This is a genomic window from Archangium violaceum (genome assembly GCF_016887565.1).
Classification (GTDB): Bacteria; Myxococcota; Myxococcia; order Myxococcales; family Myxococcaceae; genus Archangium; species Archangium violaceum_B.
Genome location: NZ_CP069396.1, coordinates 710,025 through 727,654 on the forward strand (window position 1 = coordinate 710,025; position 17,630 = coordinate 727,654).

A 17,630-nucleotide genomic window follows, 5' to 3' on the forward strand; every position below is an offset into this window, starting at 1 on the left:
GACCTCATTCCGGAGCCACCATGCTCACCACCCTGCTCGTCCTCTCCGTCCTCCAGTTCTCCCCGGCGGATGCTCCCCGGCTCGAGACCCGGGAGCCTCGTGCGCTCAGCCTGCTCGCGCCGACGCTCGCCGCGCCCTCGGGTTACGGGCTGCTCTCGCATGAGCACCAGCCCGGAGTCCCCGCCCGACACTCGTCCTTCTCGCTCCTGCGGCCGCTGGGGGAGTTCTTCACCGGCTTCGGCACGCAGCTCCTCGTGGGCACCGGCATGTGGGCGGTGGAGGTCGTCACCCTCTTCGGCGCCACCGTCCTCACCTCCGCCTTCACCGGCAGGGAGGGCGTGGACTTCGTCCTGGGCGCGGGCACGCACGCCATGATCCTCCTCAACGGTGCCGTCCTCCCGCTCCTGAGCACCATCCCCATCTGGCTCATCGCCGCCACGGAGCTCGACTACTCCCACAGCTTCATCTGGACGTGGCTCTCGGGTGTCGCCACCTACGGCGTCTTCTGGGCCGTTCAGTACAGCCGGCCCCAGCGCAACGGAGGCCTCGACCTCGTCCTCTGGCCCGCCCATGTCGGCAGCTGGCTGCTCGTCGCCCTGGTGCAGACCCTCTTCATCAACCTCACCAAGGAGCCGGATCGCGCCTTCGCGTCCAGGGCTCCCTCACCCGCGCTCCTCAACGTCGACGGAAAGCGCGTCTCCCTGGGGGCTCCGCTTCCCGTGATCACCTCGGACGTCTCTCGCCCGGGTCGAATGATGCCCGTGTTCTCGCTCGCGCAGGGCCGGTTCTGAGGCGGGACGGACGGAGCGCGTGAGTTGCCGTCCTGCCTCGTTCCCTCCTATGACGAGTGGTGGAGACTGAAGGGGGTCCCGTGTCGCCTGCCACCTCGCGTCGCTTCGTCCCGGTGAATCCACGGGGAGTCCTGCTCGGGCTCCTGTCCGTGGGACTCGCGCTGCTGCCGGGAGGGGCCCTCGCCGAGAAGGATGTCTTCGGCCTGGGCAATGGCCAGCAGGGCTCGCTGCAGGTGAGGGACTCGGGGGACGTCATCAATGCCTCCACGGCGCTCACCGCCGACGCGCCGGCGGGCACCACCAGGCTGCGCGTGGAGAACGCAACGCCCTTCGACGAGGGCGAGCTGGTGCTCGTGCTGCAGGTGGGGGAGACGGTGTCGCTCGAGCAGGCGCGCGTGGACGCGTTCGACCTGGAGGGCTCGCGCGTGGGCCGCTGGGAGCTGGCGCGCCTGGAGGACGTCTCGACCGGAGTGCTGCGCCTCTCCGCGCCGCTCGTGAATGACTTCACCCTTCCGTCCCAGGTGGTGCTCGTGCCCGAGTACACGGACGTGCGCATCTCGAGCAGTGGCTCGCTGCGGGCTCCGCCGTGGAATGGGCGCAGCGGCGGAGTCCTGGCCTTCCTCGCCACCGGTACCGTCTTCAACCAGGGCTCGCTGGACGTCGAGGGCCTGGGCTTCCGCGGGGGTGCGGCCGAGGCGGGCGTGGCCGAGTCCCTCTACGACTGCACGGAGCAGGACGGGCCGGCGACGAGGGGCGGCGGTGCGCGCAAGGGCGAGGGCTTCGCCAGCAGGCTCTATGATGCGCTCTCGCACGGGTACGCCCGGTTCGCCAACGGAGGAGGCGGCGGCAATTGCCACGACGCGGGCGGAGGCGGGGGAGGTCACGTCGGGAGGGGAGGGCAGGGCGGCCGTTCCTCGCAGGAGTCACCGGAGCGCGACGTAGGGGGCCGCGGTGGCATGGCGCTGCGCTACTCGCGCTCCGTGGAGCGCCTGCTGTTCGGCGGCGGTGGTGGCGCGGGAATCGAGGGCTCGGCGGGAGGCGCGGGGGGCGGCATCGTCTTCGTGCGTGCCCGTGAAATCCAGGGCCCTCGCCCTCGCGGCATCATCACCGCCAATGGCCTGGCCGCGCTCGCGGCCACGGCATCGCAGGGGGGCGGAGGTGGCGGCGGCGCGGGTGGCACGGTGCACGTGCGTGTCGCGGAGGGGCTCGGTTGCACGGTGCTCTCGGCGAAGGGCGGCGCGGGCGCGGACGGCACTGCCTCTCCGGGTGGAGGTGGGGGAGGGGGGCTCGTGCTCGTCCAGGCCGCGGGCGGTGTGCCCTCGGAATGCACCGCCTCCGCGAGCGCGGGGCTCTCGGGTGACACGCCCGAGGGCCCCCGGGGCGCCGAGCCCACCGTCGCGGGCGCGCCCGACTTCGAGGGACGCGTGGAGGTCATCGCCCAGGCCTTCGCCGCGCCTGCCGTGCCCACCTGGGTCTCTCCCGGCAACGGAGAGGCCGGCGTCTCTTCGTTGCCCCAGCTCGAGGGCAGGACGGCGCCCGGCGCCACCGTGCAGGTGTTCCTCGATGGCTCCCCCGTCGGTGCTCCCGTGGTGGCGGATGCTTCCGGAGGGTTCGTCTTCGTTCCTCCCGAGGCGCTCGCGGAGGGCGCCCACGAGGCCCAGGCCCGGGCCGAGCAGTTCGGCATGAGGAGCGCCCTCTCGGCTCCGCTTGGCTTCTCCGTGGGAGGCCTGCTCAACCTGCGGGTGGGCTTCGGGTGTGGCGTGGCCTCGGGCGGCGGCGCGTGGGGACTCGGGCTCGCCGTGCTGGCATGGCTGTTGGGACGTGCGCGACACTCCCGAGCATGACGACCCAGCGGCGCATCCTGCTCGAAGGCTATACGCCCGAGGACATCCTCCGGCTCTCCGATGAAGAGCTTCGGGCCTTCGTCTTCACGGACGAGCCCCTCGTCTTCCAGGCCGGGTCAGCGAACATCCTGGGCCGGTTCCAGGTGAAGGAGGCTCGGCTCGTCGTGGAACTGGCGCAAATCGACGGCGGCGGTGAAGGCATCCTCCGGACCCTCTGGCGTCTGGCCGAGCGTCATGCTCGCGACCGTGGGCTGGACTCGGTCGAGTGGATCGTCCACGCGGTCCACTGTGCCCAGCCGAACCTGAAGCTCCGACGGGTCCTCGATGGATTCGGCTTCGTGGTGCGAGAAGTGCCGGGCCACGGGGTGGCGTACCACTATGTCCACGACCTCCAGGGCGTGAAGCGGAGCCGCTGAACGGAGGGAAGGCGGAGTGACCATGAGAATGAAGATGATGCGAACCCTCGGCTGCCTGGGCCTGCTGACCACCAGCCTGGTGGGTGGGAGTGCCCTGGCGCAGTGGACGGGGGCCGTGTGCGGATGGGGCTCGGACGACTGTAATCAGTGCGTGCCCGACGCGGTGGGCGCCGTGAACGGGCTGCGAGACCACGGAGACGTGCTCGGCTTCTTCCCCATCGGCGATCCGGTGACGCAGTCCCATCACTGGCAGGGCATCCAGCGCCTGCCCGCCGCCGGAGGCCGTCACCTCGCCGTCTCGCACTCGGGAGCGACCAAGGCCTTCACCGTGGTGGAGATGGGCTCCCGGGACACGGGCGGCGCCCGCTTCCGCTCCAACCGCCTCGAGGCGGGTCTCTCCTATCCCGCCACCCTCCCGTCCGGCTCGGACCGCGCCATCACCGACGCGTGGTTCTCGGACCTGGACTACACCCACTCGGGCGGCATGCAGGCCTCGGGGAACCTCCTCGCGGTGTCGCTGGAGTCGAGCTCCTCGGGAGCCAGGAGCCGCGTCGTCTTCTACGACCTGCGCTCCCCCTCGAGCCCCCTGCGTCTGCCGGTGAGCCGGGTGGGCACGTCGGAGCAGGCGGGCACGGCGTCGCTGGCGAAGCTCGCGGACGGGCGCTTCCTGCTCATCCTCGGACGGGCGGACGCGAACAACCTCGAGTTCTACCGCTCGACGGGCGCGGACCTGCGCTCCCCGGCGGTGGGCTTCGAGCCTCTGGACGAGTGGAACGAGAACGAGCTGCTCTCGGCCATCGGTGACTGGGAGTTCGGCAACTACCAGAACCTCAACCTGGTGACCCAGTGTGATGGGTCGCTCTTCCTGGCGGGGACGCACCAGAACACGCTCGGCGGCGAGGATTGGATCGACCTGTACCGGGTGACGGAGCAGAACGGCCAGGCGGTCATCACCAAGGTGGCGCGCAAGCACCTGTACTGCGGCTATCCCTCGCCGGGCTACGACAGCGGCACCAACCGGCAGTGCAACCTCGACGCGGCGGGCGGCCTCTACGTGGACCCGTGGGGCCAGCTCCTCGTCTACGGCACCGAGCACGACAACGATGGCCCGGGCGGTTCGGTGAAGATGATGGAGTTCCGCTCCACCTTCCCGAACCCCGGCTGTGACAGCGACATCCACCGCGCCTTCGTCGAGCTGTACGACGACTCCGACTTCAGCGACCGCGGGTTGATGATCGACTACCCGGATTACGGGAGGGAGAACTACGCCAACTTCACCTCCATCGAGGGCTTCAACGACAAGACCTCGGCCGTGCGCTACTGCCTGCCCCCTGGCTGGAGGTTCCGCCTCTACGAGCACGGCAACTTCGGGGGGAGCTACAAGGAGCTCAATGGCCGCGGCTCGTTGAACCTCAACACGGTGGGCTTCGGGGACAAGACGTCCTCGGGAAGGTTCATCTACCTGGGCTTCTAGGTAGACTCCTCGGCATGCCGGAGCGGTTCGTCTACGAACATACCTTCGAGGGACTCTTCGTGCGGGGGCTCGCGGGGCGCCTCTCGCCGAATGTGAAGGAGCGCCTGCGGGAGATCGGGCTGGACCTGGACCGCAAGCTGCTGCCGGCCTACTCCGTCGAGACCTGGACCCGAAGCGTGGCCATCGCCATCGAGGCGCTGTACCCCGGCGAGCCGGAGGCGGTGGCCTACCGGCTGCTGGGCGAGCGGATGCTGGCCGGGTACCAGGAGACCTTCACGGGCCGGGCGGCGTTCCAGGTGCTCCGGCTGCTGGGCCCACGCCGGTTGGTGGAGCGCACCCAGCAGAGCTTCCGCTCCGGCAACAACTACACCGAGGTCCGCGTCACGGATGTGGCGCCCAACGTGGTGGACCTCTGGGTGAACGAGGTGGGGCCGGCCCGGTACATCGTCCAGGGCGCCATCCTCGCGGCGCTGCGTGCCCTGCTGCCCGGGGACGAGGGCGTGCGCGTGGACGTGCTCGGTTTCACGGACAAGGGCATCACCCTGCGCGTGTCCTGGACGGGGTAGTGCTCAGCGCTTCAGGCTGGCCGCGACCGCCTGCGCGAGCGGCGTGGTGGGGCGTCCGATGAGGCGGCGCAGATCTCCGCTCTGATCGTCGAGCTCACCGCGGGCGATACCCTGGTCAGCGCTCGCGAGCATCCTGGCGACGGGGGCGGGCAGCCCCACCCCCTCGAGCGCGCCGATGTACTGGTCGGCGGGCAGGTCCTTGTAGGTCACGGGCTTGCCGGCCTGGCGGGAGACCTCGGCGGCGAGCTCCGCCATGGTGAAGGGCTGGTCGCCCGCGAGCTCGTACACCTTGCCCTCGTGACCCGGGGTGGTGAGGACCGCCACGGCGGCGGCGGCGAAGTCGGCGCGGGTGGCCGCCGCGATGCGCCCGTTCCTGGCGGCGCCCATCAGCGCTCCGTGCTGGAGCGCGGGAGCCAGGTTCCCGGTGTAGTTCTCGATGTACCAGCCGTTGCGCAGCAGGACGAACGGCAGGCCCGAGGCGCGGATGGCCGCCTCGGTCTGGAGGTGCTCGGGCGCCAGCGAGATGCCGGAGGTGTCCGCGTGGAGGATGCTGGTGTAGGCAATGAGCCGCACACCCGCCTTCTTCGCCGCGTCGACCGCGGCCTGGTGCTGGCGAACGCGCTGGCCCACCTCGCTCGAGGAGATGAGGAGCAGCTTCTCGGCGCCCTGGAAGGCGGCCTCGAGCGTCGCGGGCTGGTTGTAGTCGGCCTTGCGGACCTGGACGCCGCGGGCGGCGAGGTCCCTGGCCTTCTCGGGGCTCCTCACGGCGGCGATGACCTGACTGGCGGGGACCTTCTGGAGCAGCTGGTCGATGACGAGCCGGCCCAGGTGTCCGGTGGCTGCGGTGACGACGATCATGGCGGTGTTCTCTCTTTCCTCTGCGGTGTGTGGAGGCGACGCGGAACACTTAACCCCGTCACTTACGTTTCGTAAGTACCCACTTTCAGGTAAGTTACTGGCATGGCGATCACGAGACGGACAGGGCGGCTGGCGCAGGAGCTCAGCAAGCGGGCGAGGGAGCAACGCGGGGAGCTGTTCGCGCCGGCATGCCCGTCGCGCGGGGTGCTGGAGCACGTGACGAGCCGCTGGGGCGTGCTGGTGCTGGTGGCGCTGCTCGAGGGCACGCACCGCTTCAGCGAGCTGCGGCGGAAGGTCGGCGGGGTGAGCGAGAAGATGCTCGCCCAGACGCTGCAGGCGCTCGAGGCGGACGGCTTCGTGCGGCGCGAGGTGTTCCCGGTCATCCCCCCACACGTCGAGTACAGCCTCACGCCGCTGGGACAGGAGGTGGCCGAGCGTGTGGAGGGGCTCGCCGACTGGATCGAAGAGAACCTGGGCCGCGTCCTGGCCGCACGCGCCGAGCGGCAGGCCCGGCGCGAGAAGGACTAGTGTTGCGCATGCTCCCTCTCCCTCTGGGAGAGGGCGGGGGGTGAGGGTCGTCACCCGCGTGTTCCTCGCCCCGGCTTGCATCGCGGCACGCAACCGCCCCCCTCGCCGCCCGGTCATGCGCTCCAGGGGAAAGACCCTCACCCTAGCCCTCTCCCAGAGGGAGAGGGTACATCCACGGGCCCTCGGACTCTGTCCAAGGACTTCGTGGACCACTCCACTAGAACACCTGTCGTCCAGGCCTGTGTGGGCCGCTCAGAAGCCGGCCCAGATGAAGTCCAGCGTCGGGACGAAGTTGTTGCCCCGAACGCGGACGCGCTCACTGAAGCCGTCGCTACCCGTCACCACCTTCGTCGCCCCCTGGTCCGCGTTGGCCCACAAGACGCCCAGGGTGAGGCGGCTGTGCTGGAAGAGGGCGATGTCCAGGCCGACATGGGCGGTGACGACGAGCGGAGACAGTGGAGCGAGTGGCCCCACGTTCGTGCCCGACACCTCGAGGTCGCCCTGCGGGCCGGTGACGTAGAGGTCGAGCTCGCCGCGCAGGCGCAGGCGCTCGGTGAAGGCGTGGTCGTACGCGCCGCCCACGCGCGAGCGGAAGCCGGTCAGTGGCGCCGCGAGCAGGAGATCCACCGGGGTGAGGAAGGAGTTGAGCGGCTCGGCGCTGTTGGGGCCCAGCGCAACGCGGAAGGACGCCTCCGCCCGGAGTGTCCACACGTCGTGCGCGAGCGCGTCGCCGGACAGCATCAGGCCGGCCCGTGGAATCAGCATCCAGCCGATGTCGTTCTGGCTGGTGTCCCACGAGGGGAAGAAGAACCCCTTGGCCAACCGCATGGCGAACGTCGGCACCGAGAGTCCGGCCTCGCCCGTCAGGCGGAGGGGCGATCGCACCAGGGCGAAGCGGGCATCCACGTGGGGGGCCACGAAGAAGAGGAGCGGATGCGTCTGGAGCTCGACCCGGTCATGCACCGCGAGGCGCAGCGGGTTGAAGACGCCCACGCTCCAGGAGCCACGCGGGCCCACGTCGGCGGTGTCCCGAGCGGGCAGTGGCTCCGCGAGGGCGAGGGTGCCGCCGAGCAGGACGAGGAGCAGCAGGGCTCTCATGGCAGCCTCCACGTGCCGGCCACGGGGGCGTGGTCGGACAGCCGGAGGGCGTTGCTCTGGACTCCGAGCCGGCCGGGTTCCTGGATGACATCCGTGTCCGTCCACGTCTCGCCCTTGCGGATGAAGAGGTAGTCCAGCGTGCGGTTCCAGAAGCCGGGCACGCCCTGGTCGTTCACCGCGTCCGGACCGAGCATCGAGTGCGTGAAGTAGGGCCGTTGATTCGCCTCGCCCACGCCGTAGCGGGCCAGCGGGATGAACGGCTCGAAGTCCTCGTAGAACGGCTTCATGACGCTGGGCGTGTAGGGCGGCTGCTCGAACTCGGTGCCCTTGCTGCTCTCGCGCTCGTCCAGGAAGCTGGACAGACGCAGCTTGCCGTCACAGGCCTCCGGCGCTCCCGCGGCCGCGCGCTCGTCGCACACCGGCGGCAGCTCGTTGAAGTCGCCTCCGATGACCCATGGGAGCGTCTCCGCGCGCAGCACGTCGTGGATCTGCTGGATGTGCTTCTGCTTGGTGCCGTCCTGGTCGTACGCCTCGGTGTGCACCACGTACGCGGCGATGGTGCGTCCGTTGCCCACGTCCACCTCGGCCCGGCCGATGACGCGCTTGATGTAGAAGGTCCCCGTCACCACGTCCTGGTCCGTGCGGTCGACCTGGCGGATGCTCTCGGCCTTGGTGATGGGGTAGCGCGAGAAGATGGCGTTGCCCAGGTTCATGCGGCCCACGCCCTCGGACGGTACGTAGCGCGAGTCCCAGGTGGACATGTACGCCGCGTAACGGAGGTTCGTGTTCTCCAGCAGGAAGCTCACCATGTCGATGTAGGCGCTGCGCTTGGAGTCGACCTCGATCTCCTCCGTCATGAGGATGTCCGGGTCATACTCGCGGATGAGCGCCGCCACCTTGGTGAGGCAGTCCGTCACCTCGGTGGAGGACATCTGGACGCGGTCTCCCCAGAAGTCGAACCAGAAGTCGATGCGGCAGGCACCGTACTTCACGTTCCACGCCATCACCTTGAGGGACGTGGGGTTCACCACGGGCGCGGGGTGGTCCGCTTGTGCCTTGAATCGCGGGACCTCCTCCCGGGTGAAGTTCATGGGGTTGGCCACCCATTCGCAGCCGGCCAGGAGTACGAGCAGTGGGAGTAATCGTCTCATTCGGTGTGCGATGGTACTTCAGTGGCCGGGGCATTTCGCTGGCCCTCAGAGAACACGTCTCTCGGAAAGGTAGAACTCCCATGGGTAGGAACATGAAGTCCCCCGACATGAAAGGGCTTCTCCAGACGGCGGCGGCCGGCCGCTACTCCCGCCGCGACCTGCTGAAGCTGCTGGGTCTCTCGGGCGCGGCGCTCGCGATGCCCACGCTCATCGGGTGCTCGGACTCCACCGAGTACGACTACATCATCATCGGTGCGGGCTCCTCGGGCTGTACGTTGGCCTCCCGGCTCCTCACGGACTCGGACGCGCGCGTGCTGCTCATCGAGGCGGGAGGCACGAACGACCGCGAGGAGATCCGCGACTTCACCCAATCCTACCGGCTGACACAGCCGGGCGCCGAGACCGACTGGGCCTTCAAGTCCGAGCCGCAAGCGGCGTTGAAGGGCAAGGCCCAGTCCTATTCCTGTGGCCGGGTGCTCGGCGGCAGCAGCTCCGTCAACGGCATGGTCTGGGTCCTTGGCAACCGGGCCGACTACGATGGCTGGGCCGCGGCCGGGTGCTCCGGCTGGGACTTCGCCAGCGTCCTGCCCTCCTTCCAGGCCCTGAGCGGGCCGATCCGCCCCTCGAACGCACTGACCGCCCGTCACACGCTGTCCCAGGCCATCGTCCAGGCCGCCATCGGGCTCGGCCACCCCTTCAACGAGGACTACAACGGCGACAACCAGCTGGGCACCACGTACAGCCAGCTCAACGTGGTGGATGGCATCCGCCAGGACGCCTTCTCCGCCTTCGTCTCGCAGCACCTGGCCAACCCCCGGCTCACGCTCATGATGAATGCCTGGGTGAAGCGCCTGTCCTTCGATGGGGCGAAGAAGCTCGACAGCGTCATCATCGACCAGCAGGGCGGAGAGCTGTCCGTGCGGGCCAGGCGCGAGGTCATCGTCTGCACCGGCACCATCCAGACGCCCCAGCTGCTGATGCTCTCGGGCATCGGCGCCTCGGCGGAGCTCGAGGCCCACGGCATCCCCGTGGTGGCCAACGTGCCCGGCGTGGGCAAGAACCTGCACGACCACCTCGTCTCGGTGGCGGTGCGCAAGCTGCGGCAGCCCGAGCCCGCCTCCCACACCACCACCATGGACGTGAACCTCTTCGTCGGCAACGGGCCCCGCCCGGGGTCTCCCAAGTTCCAGGTGCAGTCGTATTACATGCGCTACGGCTGGGGCTCCTATCCCTCCGAGGCGCTCGCCTTCGGCCTCATCAACCTGCACCCCACGAGTCGCGGCAGCGTGAAGCTGCGCTCGGCCAACTTCCGGGATGCCCCCATCATCGACCCGAACTTCCTGGGCACGAACGAGGACCTCGCCAACCAGCTCGAGGGCTACAAGCTCATCCGCCAGCTCCTGGGTTCGCCGGGTCTGCGCGACCTGGTGGAGGACGTGGAGCACACCCCCGGCCCCGACACCGTCACCGATGAGCAGACCGTGGAGGCCGTCCGTCAGTATTCGGAGTCCGACTTCCACTCGGTGGGCACGTGCAAGATGGGCACGGATGAGCTGGCGGTGGTGGATCCGCAACTGCGCGTGCGCGGGGTTCAGGGCCTGCGGCTGGCGAGCGCCGCGATCATTCCCGTCGTTACTTCGGGCAATACCAACGCGCCCGCGATGATGGTCGGAGATCGCTGCGGACGGCTCATCCTCGAGAAGGCCTGAGCCTTCCAAGGGGGCAACCCGGGGGACTCGATACCCTCACCCCGTCCCTCTCCCAGAGGGAGAGGGGTTGTTGTTGTTGTTGTTGTTGGGATTGGGGGGCGCGGCCGGCAGGATGACCGTCAGCGTCGTGCCCACCCCCTCGCGACTCTCCGCCCTCAACGTGCCTCCCAGGCTCGACACGATGGCGTAGCTCACCGACAGCCCCAGTCCCGTGCTCGCTGGTCTCGTCGTGAAGAAGGGCTCGAAGAGCCTCGCCAGCACCTCCGGCGCCATCCCCACTCCCGTGTCCTGCACCTCCACCACCACCTCTCCCGCCGGCCCCGTGTACGTCGCCACCCGCAGCACGTTGCGCGCCGCGTCCAGCTCGCTCATCGCCTGCACCGCGTTCAGCAGCAGGTTGATGAACACCTGCCCCAGTCGCCCTTCGTCTCCCTCCACCTGGGGCACCGGCCGGAAGTCCTTCTCCAGCCGCGCCCGGTGCCGCAGCTCGCCCTTCACCAGGCTCAGCGCGTGCTCCAGCACCGGCACCACCTCCACCCGCTCTCGTTGCTCGGGCGGTGCCCTCGACAGCATCCTCAGGTCCTGAACGATCGTCTTCAGCCGGTCCGCCCCATCCCTCGCCTCCCCCAGCGCCTCCTCCACGTCGTCCAGCTCCTCCTCCAGCTCGTTTCCCTGCTCGCGCAGCGTCTTCCGGATGCGCTCCAGCTCCTCGTTCGCGAAGGCCAGGTTGGCCAGCATGTAGGCCAGTGGGTTGTTCATCTCGTGCCCCACCGCCGCCGCCAGCGAGCCCAGCGCCGCCATCCGGTCCGCCTTGAAGAGCTGCGCCTCCATCTGCTTGCGCGCCGTCACGTTCTTCGCGAACACCCGCAGCCCCTCGGGGTCCAACAGCAGCGCCACCGTCAGCTCCCAGTGCCGTCCCCCCAGCTGCACCGTGGGCGGGGACTCGCCTACCTCCGCCCCTCGCTTCGCCCACGTCAGCGTCGCCTCCACCAGCGGGTGCCCCGCCCCGCGCACCAGCAGGTCCGGAAAGGCCGTGTGCGCCGCCGGGTTGGCGTAGCGCAGCGCCCCGTCCATCCCCACCTCCAGCATCGGCTCCGGGTGCAGCAGCGGGAAGGAGGCCAGCCGGTACAGCTCCTCCTCCAGCGCGCGCAGCTCGGTGACGTCTCGCACCAGCAGCGCCGTGGTGGTGCTCGCCCCGCTGCCCGGGGCCGGTGCTCGCACCGTGGCCTCGGCCGCGTACCACCGCGTCTCGCCCTCCACCTCCAGACGGTACTCCACCCGCCCTCCCACGCCGCTGTGCCGCGCCGCCCGCGCGAGCGCCACCAGCGCATCCCCCGCCTCCGGCCCCAGCACCGCCTCCAGCCGCCGTCCCTCGGCATGGCGCGTGTCCCGCCCGAACGCCGAGCCCGCGGGCGTCCACAGCCGCATGCACCGCTCCTGCGCGTCCAGCTCCGCCGCCAGGTACTCCGTGTGCCGCACCGCGCGGGGCGGGGGCGGCCGGGGCACCGGCATGCTGGAGAGGACGAAGCCCTCGCTGTCGAAGAGGCCCAGCAGCGGCTCCAGCCCCGCGCCCCTCACGGCCAGCGTGGTGAGGATGGATACCAGCGCGGCCGCGTCCGCCTCCTGCAACCGCGAGGTGAGGATGAGCCCGTCGGCCAGCGTGGGCTCGGTGAACTCGAAGGGGATGAGCAGGCGCTCGTCCGTCCCCACGTGCTCGGCGAGATAGGCCCGGACGGTGTTCTCCTCCGGATGGCTGGAGTAGATGGCGGCCACGTCCGCCTCGCCGGCCAGCAGCGCCAGCAGCGCCTTGCGGTAGGTGCCGTGGAAGCGCTCCTCGGCGAAGGTGTCCGAGGGGTTGAGCCCCTGGGCCCGCAGGTGGCGCATGGGCAGCAGATAGCCGCCGGTGGAGCGCGGGGCCACCCAGGCGGCACGTCTGCCCTTCAATGTCTCCACGGTGAGCGGCCGCTCGGCCCGGCACACCAGTGCCGCGTGGTAGTACCAGAGACCGGCCCGCACGGCCCTGAGCACCGCGCGCGCTTGCGGCTCGAAAGCGGTGCACTGCTCGGCCGTGCCCCAGGCGAGGTCCACCCGGCCCTCCACCAGCTCCCTCTCCAGCGCCTCGTACGAGGGCGCCAGCTCCACCACCACCGGGCGGCCCAGCCGCTGGGTGAGTGCTCGGCTGAAGAGCTCCGCCCGCACGTGCTCCTTCACCTCTCCGAGCGACGGGGAGAGGAGGAAACGGAGGGGCGCGGCCGGTATCATCACGTGCATGTCTTCGCGGGCGTCCGGAGCTCTCCGGAGCTCCTCCGTTCCCGAAGCATGCCGGACGTCCCGGGCGCGCGCATCTTTCGCGCCCGGAGAGGTCTCATGCACGCGACCCTCTCACGCACGCCGGGAGGGCTCAGGCGTAGACCTGGTCGCTCTCGACGGACGCTTCCAGGCGGTGGTTGAGCTGCTCGAGCCGGCTGTAGCGGGCCTGCAGCATCTCTCGGTAGGCGCGGTGGTCCGAGTGGGCGATCTCGTCGAGCAGCTCGCGCAGGGACGAGTCGAGGACCTCCTTGAGCTCGCGGGCCTCCACGGCGGTCAATTCCAGGAGCATGACGGCTTCCTCCTCACGGACACGTTAGGCACCGCGCACCCCGGTGGCCCCATGCCTCCGCACGCCGCATGCGCGCCGGGGCGAGGAGCCGCCCCCTGCCCCCAGGGCTGCCCCTCCTGCCTGCCCTTGCCGTGGCGCCGGGTGTTCCCCACTCAGAAGGAGAGGGGCCCGGTGCGGGAGGGCGCGGGGGCTCGTGAGGAGGACGTCATGGTGCGGCTGGACGAGGTGCGTGAGGGCATGGTGGTACGGGACGCGGAGGGCCGGAGGGTGGGGCGCGTGGGCGCGGTGGGCGAGAGCCACTTCGAGCTGGAGCCTCACCTGCTGTCGCGCGACGAGTTCCTGGTGGAGTACTCGGACGTGCGCCACGTGCGCGACGGCGAGCTGTACCTCGACCGCACCCCGCACCTGCTCAAGCTGGAGGACGACGATGGTGGCGCCCTGCCCCCGCGGCACAGCGAGGGCCTGGAGGCGGAGCCGGTGAACGTGAACGAGGAGGAGGAGCACCCCATGGGCCATGGGCTGGACGGCTCCCTGACACACCTGTGACGGGCCCATGACGGGCCGCGGCACGAATCCCGCACAACCCGTCAGGCCTGTCGTGAAGAGGACGATAACTCCCGGGAATCACAGGAGAAGTGTGGCCCGGGGATGTCAGACCCGGAGTGTAGACCCGTCCCTCTCGGAACGGAGTGGGGAGGGTCATGAAAAGGGTTTCGACGTCCTGCGCCATGGTGGCGCTCTTCACATTGGTGTTCTCGTGCAGCTCGGCGCCGGCGCCGGACGAGCCGTCGGAGAGGACGGTGTCGCGAGGGCTGTCCACGCCGCGCAAGCTGCTGCCCTTCGTCGCGCTGGCGGACGGGCGGGTGCTGGCCGCGGGAGGGCATGACGGCAACCGCACGCTGATGAGCTGCGAGGTGTACGACCCGGAGACGGGGGAGTGGCGTGCCACGGGGGCCCTGCGCGCGGCGCGGCGCAACCACGCGGCGGTGACGCTGGCGGACGGGCGGGTGCTGGTGATGGGGGGCACGTACTCGGCCTCCTTCGGCGCGCTGGCGAGCGCGGAGATGTACGACCCGGCGACGGGCCGGTGGACGGCGGTGGCGGACATGGCCGAGGCGCGCAACGACCCGGCGGCGGTGCTGCTGGCGGACGGGCGGGTGCTGGTGGCGGGCGGCCTCGACGTGGACCGGCGCCCGGTGCGCTCGGCGGAGCTGTTCGAGCCGGCGACGGGGCGGTGGACGCGCACGGGGGCGCCGACGTCCGCGCGTGGTGGGGCGCAGACGGGCGTGGTGCTGGCGAGCGGCAAGGTGCTCTTCGTGAGCGGGCTGCAGGCGGAGCTGTACGACCCGGCGAGCGGCCAGTGGACGAAGACGGGCCCGGTGGGGGGCGTGGCGGGGACGCACCGCTCGGGGCACACGGTGACGCGGCTGCCGGATGGGCGGGTGCTGGTGGTGGGCGGCACCACGTCGCGCGCGGCGGCCACGGCGGAGCTGTACGACCCGGCGAAGGACGAGTGGCTGCAGGTGAAGGAGCCGGGCACGCCGCGCGAGGCGCATGGGGCGTGGGTGGAGGAGGGCGAGGATGGGCGGGTGCGGGTGCGGGTGGTGGGAGGCTTCCACGTGATGTCGGGGGCACTCGCGTCGGTGGAGAGCTACGACGTGGCGTCGAACACGTGGAGCGCGGAGCCGGCCCTGCGGACGGCGCGGCGGGGGGCGGGGCTGGTGCGGCTGCCGGACGGCGCGGTGCTGGTGGTGGGCGGCTCCAACGACCTCGAGGGGACACTGGCCACGAGCGAGCGGTACGCGCCGGAGGTGTGCATGCCTCTGACGTGCGAGGCGGCGGGCCGGGTGTGTGGCGCGGTGCCGGACGGTTGCGGCGGGACGCTGGAGTGCGGCCCCTGCGCGGTGGAGCCTCGGTGTGGCCCGGAGGGCTGCGGGGTGGAGCGCGCGATGTTCGACCCGGAGCTGAGGGCACCCCGGTGTGACGGGGTGGAGCAGGGGTGCACCTCGGGCGTGCTGCTGACGGGGCGGGGGCGGCTGGGCCCGGAGTCGAACGCGCCCAACGCGCTGTGGGGCTCGTGCGAGGACGGCGAGGGGGGCAAGCACGAGCGGGACGAGGCGCTCGACGGGCTGCGGGTGGTGACGGTGGAGGGAGGGACGCTGGCGCCGGGGAGGACGGTGCGGGTGGAGGCCACGGTGTGGGCGTACACGGATCCGGGGGAGAACCGGTTGGACCTGTACTTCGCGGCGGATGCGCGCAACCCGGCGTGGACGTACCTGGCGACGCTCACGCCGAGCCGTCCGGGGGCGCAGGTGCTGTCGGCGACGTTGGTGCTGCCGGCGGGGGCGCTGCAGGCGGTGCGGGGCGTGTTCCGCTACGCGGGCAGCGCCGAGCCGTGTCCCGGTGGCGTCTTTGACGACGTGGATGACCTCGTGTTCGCCACGCGGTGAGGTGACAATCGAGACGGTCTTCCACGGAGGGTAGACGTGGCGGCGCAACGTGCGAAGCTGTGCCGCCATGAAGAACACCTGGATTCGTCTCCTCGTCCCTCTGTTCCTCTTCACCTCCGCCTGTGCCACCACCGCCCCCGCTTCCCAAGCACCGGAGGCGGCCGCGCCCGAGCGTCCCTTCGGCCCGCTGCGTGACCAGGCCACCCGGCAGCAGGCCTGGCTGCGCGAGCGCATGGACACGGCGCTCCCCCTGCTGATGCGCAAGTACGGCGTCGACATGTGGGTGGTGCCGATGCGCGAGTACAACGAGGATCCGGTCTTCCCGGCGCTGGTGTCGCCCACGACGTTCGCGGCGCGGCGGCGGACCATCTACGTCTTCCATGACCGGGGTCCGCAGCTGGGCGTGGAGCGGCTCGCGCTGGGCGGCGGGTCCCAGGGCGGGGTGTACGAGACGCGGCGCGCGCAGGTGCAGGTGGACGGAGGCGGGGTGACCCGGCAGGCCGAGCTGTGGGGCCCGGACCAGTGGAAGGTGCTGAAGGCGGTGCTGGAGGAGCGCAAGCCGCGGGTCATCGGCATCAACGTGTCGCGCACGTTCGCCTTCGCGGACGGGCTGACGCATGGCGAGTACGAGGGGATGAGCGAGGCGCTCGGGCCCGAGTGGACCGCGAGGATGAAGCCGGCCGGGGGCCTGCCGGTGGACCTCATCGCGTGGCGGAGCGCGGACGAGGAGCGCTTCTACACGGACCTGACGAAGGTCGCGTGGAACATCATCGAGACGGGGTTCTCGAACCAGGTGATTACTCCCGGCAAGACGCGCACGAGCGACGTGGTGTGGTGGATGCGCCAGCGGGTGAACGACCTGGGGCTGGGCACGTGGTTCCAGCCGTCGGTGAGCGTGCAGCGGCAGGGGAAGACGGAGGCGGAGGTGGGCGAGGATCCGGTCATCGAGCGGGGTGACGTGCTGCACTGCGACTTCGGTGTGACGGCGCTGCGGCTGAACACGGACACGCAGCACATGGGCTACGTGCTGCGCGAGGGCGAGACGGACGTGCCGGCGGGGCTGAAGGCGGCCCTGGCGCGCTCGAACCGGCTGCAGGACATCGTGTTCGAGGAGCTGCGTCCGGGGCGCACGGGCAACGAGATTCTCAAGGCGTCGCGCGAGCGGATGGTGGCCGAGGGCATCGACGGGACGGTGTATTCGCACCCCATCGGGCTGAACGGGCACGGGGCGGGGCCGTTCATCGGCCTGTGGGACCGTCAGGAGGGTGTGCCCGGGAATGGAGACCACGCGGTCATCCCGAACCAGTGGTTCTCCATCGAGCTGCAGGCGACGAGCCCGGTGGCCGAGTGGGGCGGGCAGAAGGTGCGCTCGGCGCAGGAGGAGGACGTCATCATCGACGCGAGCGGGAAGGTGCGCTGGGCCCTCCAGCGGCAGACGGCGTTCCACCTGGTGCGCTAGGTCGTCCCACGTGAGCAGGAGAGGCTGTTCTCATGAGGCTGTTGCTGACCCGCCCGAGCAAGAAGACCCTCCTGCTCATCGCCGCCGTCTCCGGCGCCCTGTCCGTCGCGCTCTTCCTCCAGCTGGCCGCCATCGACCGGGAGCTGAAGCCGTACACCATCATCGGCTATGAGTTCGCCTGGTCGGCCGAGCGCGCCAGCCAGATGTACTCGGCCTGGGGGGAGACGGGGAGGAACGCGGCCCGGAGCTCGTTGCGCTACGACCTTCCCTTCCTGCTGGCCTACCCCTTCGTCTTCTCCGCCCTGACGCTGCTAGCCGCGAGGGCCGCGCCCGGGAAGTACGCGCGGCTGGGCGCCTGGCTCGGCGTGGCTCCGTTCGTCGCGGCGATCCTCGATGCACTCGAGAACGCGGCGCTCTGGCGCGCGCTGGATGCCTTCCAGCAGCCGCCCGAGCACCTGCTCCAGTTCGCGGCCATCGCGGCCGGAGTGAAGTTCCTGTTGCTCGGCCTCTCGGGGCTCTACGCGCTGGCCGTCTGGTTCTTCCGCGTGCTGGAGTAGGGCCTCCGAGGCTCCCGGACACCAGGCGAGCACCCGGGCTCCCGCCCCCAGGGCGAGCGGGCATGCGTCTTCCACTCGCCGCGTCATGTGTCCTCGGGGGCGCTGGTCGATGCGCCCACCACGGACCACC

General features: G+C 70.5%; 16 protein-coding genes. 11 read left to right on the top strand and 5 right to left on the bottom strand.

The features are described from left to right. Positions 1 to 20: 20 nt before the first annotated feature. The 5 genes from JRI60_RS03075 to JRI60_RS03095 all read left to right on the top strand — a co-directional run bounded on the left by JRI60_RS03075 (position 21) and on the right by JRI60_RS03095 (position 5,091). Positions 21 to 791 carry a hypothetical protein gene (locus JRI60_RS03075; protein WP_204224375.1) on the top strand — a complete coding sequence of 257 codons (771 nt, stop codon included), beginning with the start codon at positions 21 to 23 and terminating at the stop codon, positions 789 to 791. 80 nt (positions 792 to 871) lie between these two features. Continuing rightward, positions 872 to 2,635, top strand: a complete 1,764-nt coding sequence (gene agmC / locus JRI60_RS54320; protein ID WP_204224376.1) for an adventurous gliding motility protein AgmC — start codon at positions 872 to 874, stop codon at positions 2,633 to 2,635. Beyond that, the gene (locus JRI60_RS03085; RefSeq protein WP_204224377.1) at positions 2,632 to 3,051 is read left to right on the top strand and encodes a hypothetical protein; all 420 of its coding nucleotides are present in this window, start codon (positions 2,632 to 2,634) and stop codon (positions 3,049 to 3,051) included. The genes agmC and JRI60_RS03085 overlap by 4 nt, the downstream gene beginning before the upstream one ends. Positions 3,052 to 3,085: 34 nt before the next feature. Beyond that, the gene (locus JRI60_RS03090; RefSeq protein WP_204224378.1) at positions 3,086 to 4,525 is read left to right on the top strand and encodes a hypothetical protein; all 1,440 of its coding nucleotides are present in this window, start codon (positions 3,086 to 3,088) and stop codon (positions 4,523 to 4,525) included. 14 nt (positions 4,526 to 4,539) lie between these two features. Next, positions 4,540 to 5,091 (top strand): DUF2378 family protein, encoded by a 552-nt coding sequence (locus JRI60_RS03095; RefSeq protein WP_204224379.1) that lies wholly within the window; start codon positions 4,540 to 4,542, stop codon positions 5,089 to 5,091. Between the two features lie 3 nt (positions 5,092 to 5,094). Here JRI60_RS03095 and JRI60_RS03100 read toward each other — a convergent pair whose 3' ends face one another. Continuing rightward, on the bottom strand, positions 5,095 to 5,949 hold the full coding sequence (locus JRI60_RS03100; RefSeq protein ID WP_204224380.1) for an SDR family oxidoreductase: 855 nt from the start codon (positions 5,947 to 5,949) through the stop codon (positions 5,095 to 5,097). Between the two features lie 102 nt (positions 5,950 to 6,051). Here JRI60_RS03100 and JRI60_RS03105 point away from each other — a divergent pair, with 102 nt between their 5' ends. Next, the gene (locus JRI60_RS03105) at positions 6,052 to 6,477 is read left to right on the top strand and encodes a winged helix-turn-helix transcriptional regulator (RefSeq protein ID WP_204224381.1); all 426 of its coding nucleotides are present in this window, start codon (positions 6,052 to 6,054) and stop codon (positions 6,475 to 6,477) included. A gap of 252 nt (positions 6,478 to 6,729) precedes the next feature. Here JRI60_RS03105 and JRI60_RS03110 read toward each other — a convergent pair whose 3' ends face one another. Together JRI60_RS03110 and JRI60_RS03115 are read right to left on the bottom strand one after the other, a co-directional pair. Beyond that, positions 6,730 to 7,575: a hypothetical protein gene (locus tag JRI60_RS03110; RefSeq protein WP_204224382.1), complete on the bottom strand. Its 846-nt coding sequence runs from the start codon at positions 7,573 to 7,575 to the stop codon at positions 6,730 to 6,732. Continuing rightward, positions 7,572 to 8,726, bottom strand: coding sequence for an endonuclease/exonuclease/phosphatase family protein (locus JRI60_RS03115; RefSeq protein WP_204224383.1), 1,155 nt, complete (start codon positions 8,724 to 8,726; stop codon positions 7,572 to 7,574). The genes JRI60_RS03110 and JRI60_RS03115 overlap by 4 nt, the downstream gene beginning before the upstream one ends. Positions 8,727 to 8,833: 107 nt before the next feature. Here JRI60_RS03115 and JRI60_RS03120 point away from each other — a divergent pair, with 107 nt between their 5' ends. Next, a complete protein-coding gene (locus JRI60_RS03120; protein ID WP_204224384.1) occupies positions 8,834 to 10,435 on the top strand; it encodes a GMC family oxidoreductase in 1,602 nt (533 codons plus the stop codon). 36 nt (positions 10,436 to 10,471) lie between these two features. On the opposite strand, the gene JRI60_RS03125 is transcribed toward JRI60_RS03120, so the two are convergent. Together JRI60_RS03125 and JRI60_RS03130 are read right to left on the bottom strand one after the other, a co-directional pair. Beyond that, positions 10,472 to 12,706 (bottom strand): sensor histidine kinase, encoded by a 2,235-nt coding sequence (locus JRI60_RS03125; RefSeq protein WP_204224385.1) that lies wholly within the window; start codon positions 12,704 to 12,706, stop codon positions 10,472 to 10,474. A 130-nt stretch (positions 12,707 to 12,836) separates the two neighbouring features. Further along, positions 12,837 to 13,034, bottom strand: coding sequence for a hypothetical protein (locus JRI60_RS03130; protein ID WP_204224386.1), 198 nt, complete (start codon positions 13,032 to 13,034; stop codon positions 12,837 to 12,839). Positions 13,035 to 13,241: 207 nt separating this feature from the next. Between JRI60_RS03130 and JRI60_RS03135 the strand changes: the two genes are divergently transcribed. From JRI60_RS03135 to JRI60_RS03150, 4 genes are all read left to right on the top strand, one after another. Further along, positions 13,242 to 13,580 carry a DUF2171 domain-containing protein gene (locus tag JRI60_RS03135; protein ID WP_204224387.1) on the top strand — a complete coding sequence of 113 codons (339 nt, stop codon included), beginning with the start codon at positions 13,242 to 13,244 and terminating at the stop codon, positions 13,578 to 13,580. 155 nt (positions 13,581 to 13,735) lie between these two features. Further along, positions 13,736 to 15,484 carry a Kelch repeat-containing protein gene (locus JRI60_RS52945; protein ID WP_239470312.1) on the top strand — a complete coding sequence of 583 codons (1,749 nt, stop codon included), beginning with the start codon at positions 13,736 to 13,738 and terminating at the stop codon, positions 15,482 to 15,484. A gap of 67 nt (positions 15,485 to 15,551) precedes the next feature. Next, on the top strand, positions 15,552 to 16,943 hold the full coding sequence (locus JRI60_RS54325) for a M24 family metallopeptidase (RefSeq protein ID WP_204224388.1): 1,392 nt from the start codon (positions 15,552 to 15,554) through the stop codon (positions 16,941 to 16,943). Positions 16,944 to 16,975: 32 nt separating this feature from the next. Next, positions 16,976 to 17,500, top strand: a complete 525-nt coding sequence (locus tag JRI60_RS03150) for a hypothetical protein (RefSeq protein WP_204224389.1) — start codon at positions 16,976 to 16,978, stop codon at positions 17,498 to 17,500. The last annotated feature ends 130 nt before the right edge of the window (positions 17,501 to 17,630 follow it).

Coding starts and splice junctions, on each gene's coding strand:
- JRI60_RS03075 (WP_204224375.1), top strand. CDS start 21: ATGCTCACCACCCTGCTCGTCCTCTCCGTCCTCCAGTTCTCCCCGGCG.
- JRI60_RS03085 (WP_204224377.1), top strand. CDS start 2,632: ATGACGACCCAGCGGCGCATCCTGCTCGAAGGCTATACGCCCGAGGAC.
- JRI60_RS03090 (WP_204224378.1), top strand. CDS start 3,086: ATGATGCGAACCCTCGGCTGCCTGGGCCTGCTGACCACCAGCCTGGTG.
- JRI60_RS03095 (WP_204224379.1), top strand. CDS start 4,540: ATGCCGGAGCGGTTCGTCTACGAACATACCTTCGAGGGACTCTTCGTG.
- JRI60_RS03100 (WP_204224380.1), bottom strand. CDS start 5,949: ATGATCGTCGTCACCGCAGCCACCGGACACCTGGGCCGGCTCGTCATC.
- JRI60_RS03105 (WP_204224381.1), top strand. CDS start 6,052: ATGGCGATCACGAGACGGACAGGGCGGCTGGCGCAGGAGCTCAGCAAG.
- JRI60_RS03110 (WP_204224382.1), bottom strand. CDS start 7,575: ATGAGAGCCCTGCTGCTCCTCGTCCTGCTCGGCGGCACCCTCGCCCTC.
- JRI60_RS03115 (WP_204224383.1), bottom strand. CDS start 8,726: ATGAGACGATTACTCCCACTGCTCGTACTCCTGGCCGGCTGCGAATGG.
- JRI60_RS03120 (WP_204224384.1), top strand. CDS start 8,834: ATGAAAGGGCTTCTCCAGACGGCGGCGGCCGGCCGCTACTCCCGCCGC.
- JRI60_RS03125 (WP_204224385.1), bottom strand. CDS start 12,706: ATGCACGTGATGATACCGGCCGCGCCCCTCCGTTTCCTCCTCTCCCCG.
- JRI60_RS03130 (WP_204224386.1), bottom strand. CDS start 13,034: ATGCTCCTGGAATTGACCGCCGTGGAGGCCCGCGAGCTCAAGGAGGTC.
- JRI60_RS03135 (WP_204224387.1), top strand. CDS start 13,242: ATGGTGCGGCTGGACGAGGTGCGTGAGGGCATGGTGGTACGGGACGCG.
- JRI60_RS52945 (WP_239470312.1), top strand. CDS start 13,736: ATGAAAAGGGTTTCGACGTCCTGCGCCATGGTGGCGCTCTTCACATTG.
- JRI60_RS54325 (WP_204224388.1), top strand. CDS start 15,552: ATGAAGAACACCTGGATTCGTCTCCTCGTCCCTCTGTTCCTCTTCACC.
- JRI60_RS03150 (WP_204224389.1), top strand. CDS start 16,976: ATGAGGCTGTTGCTGACCCGCCCGAGCAAGAAGACCCTCCTGCTCATC.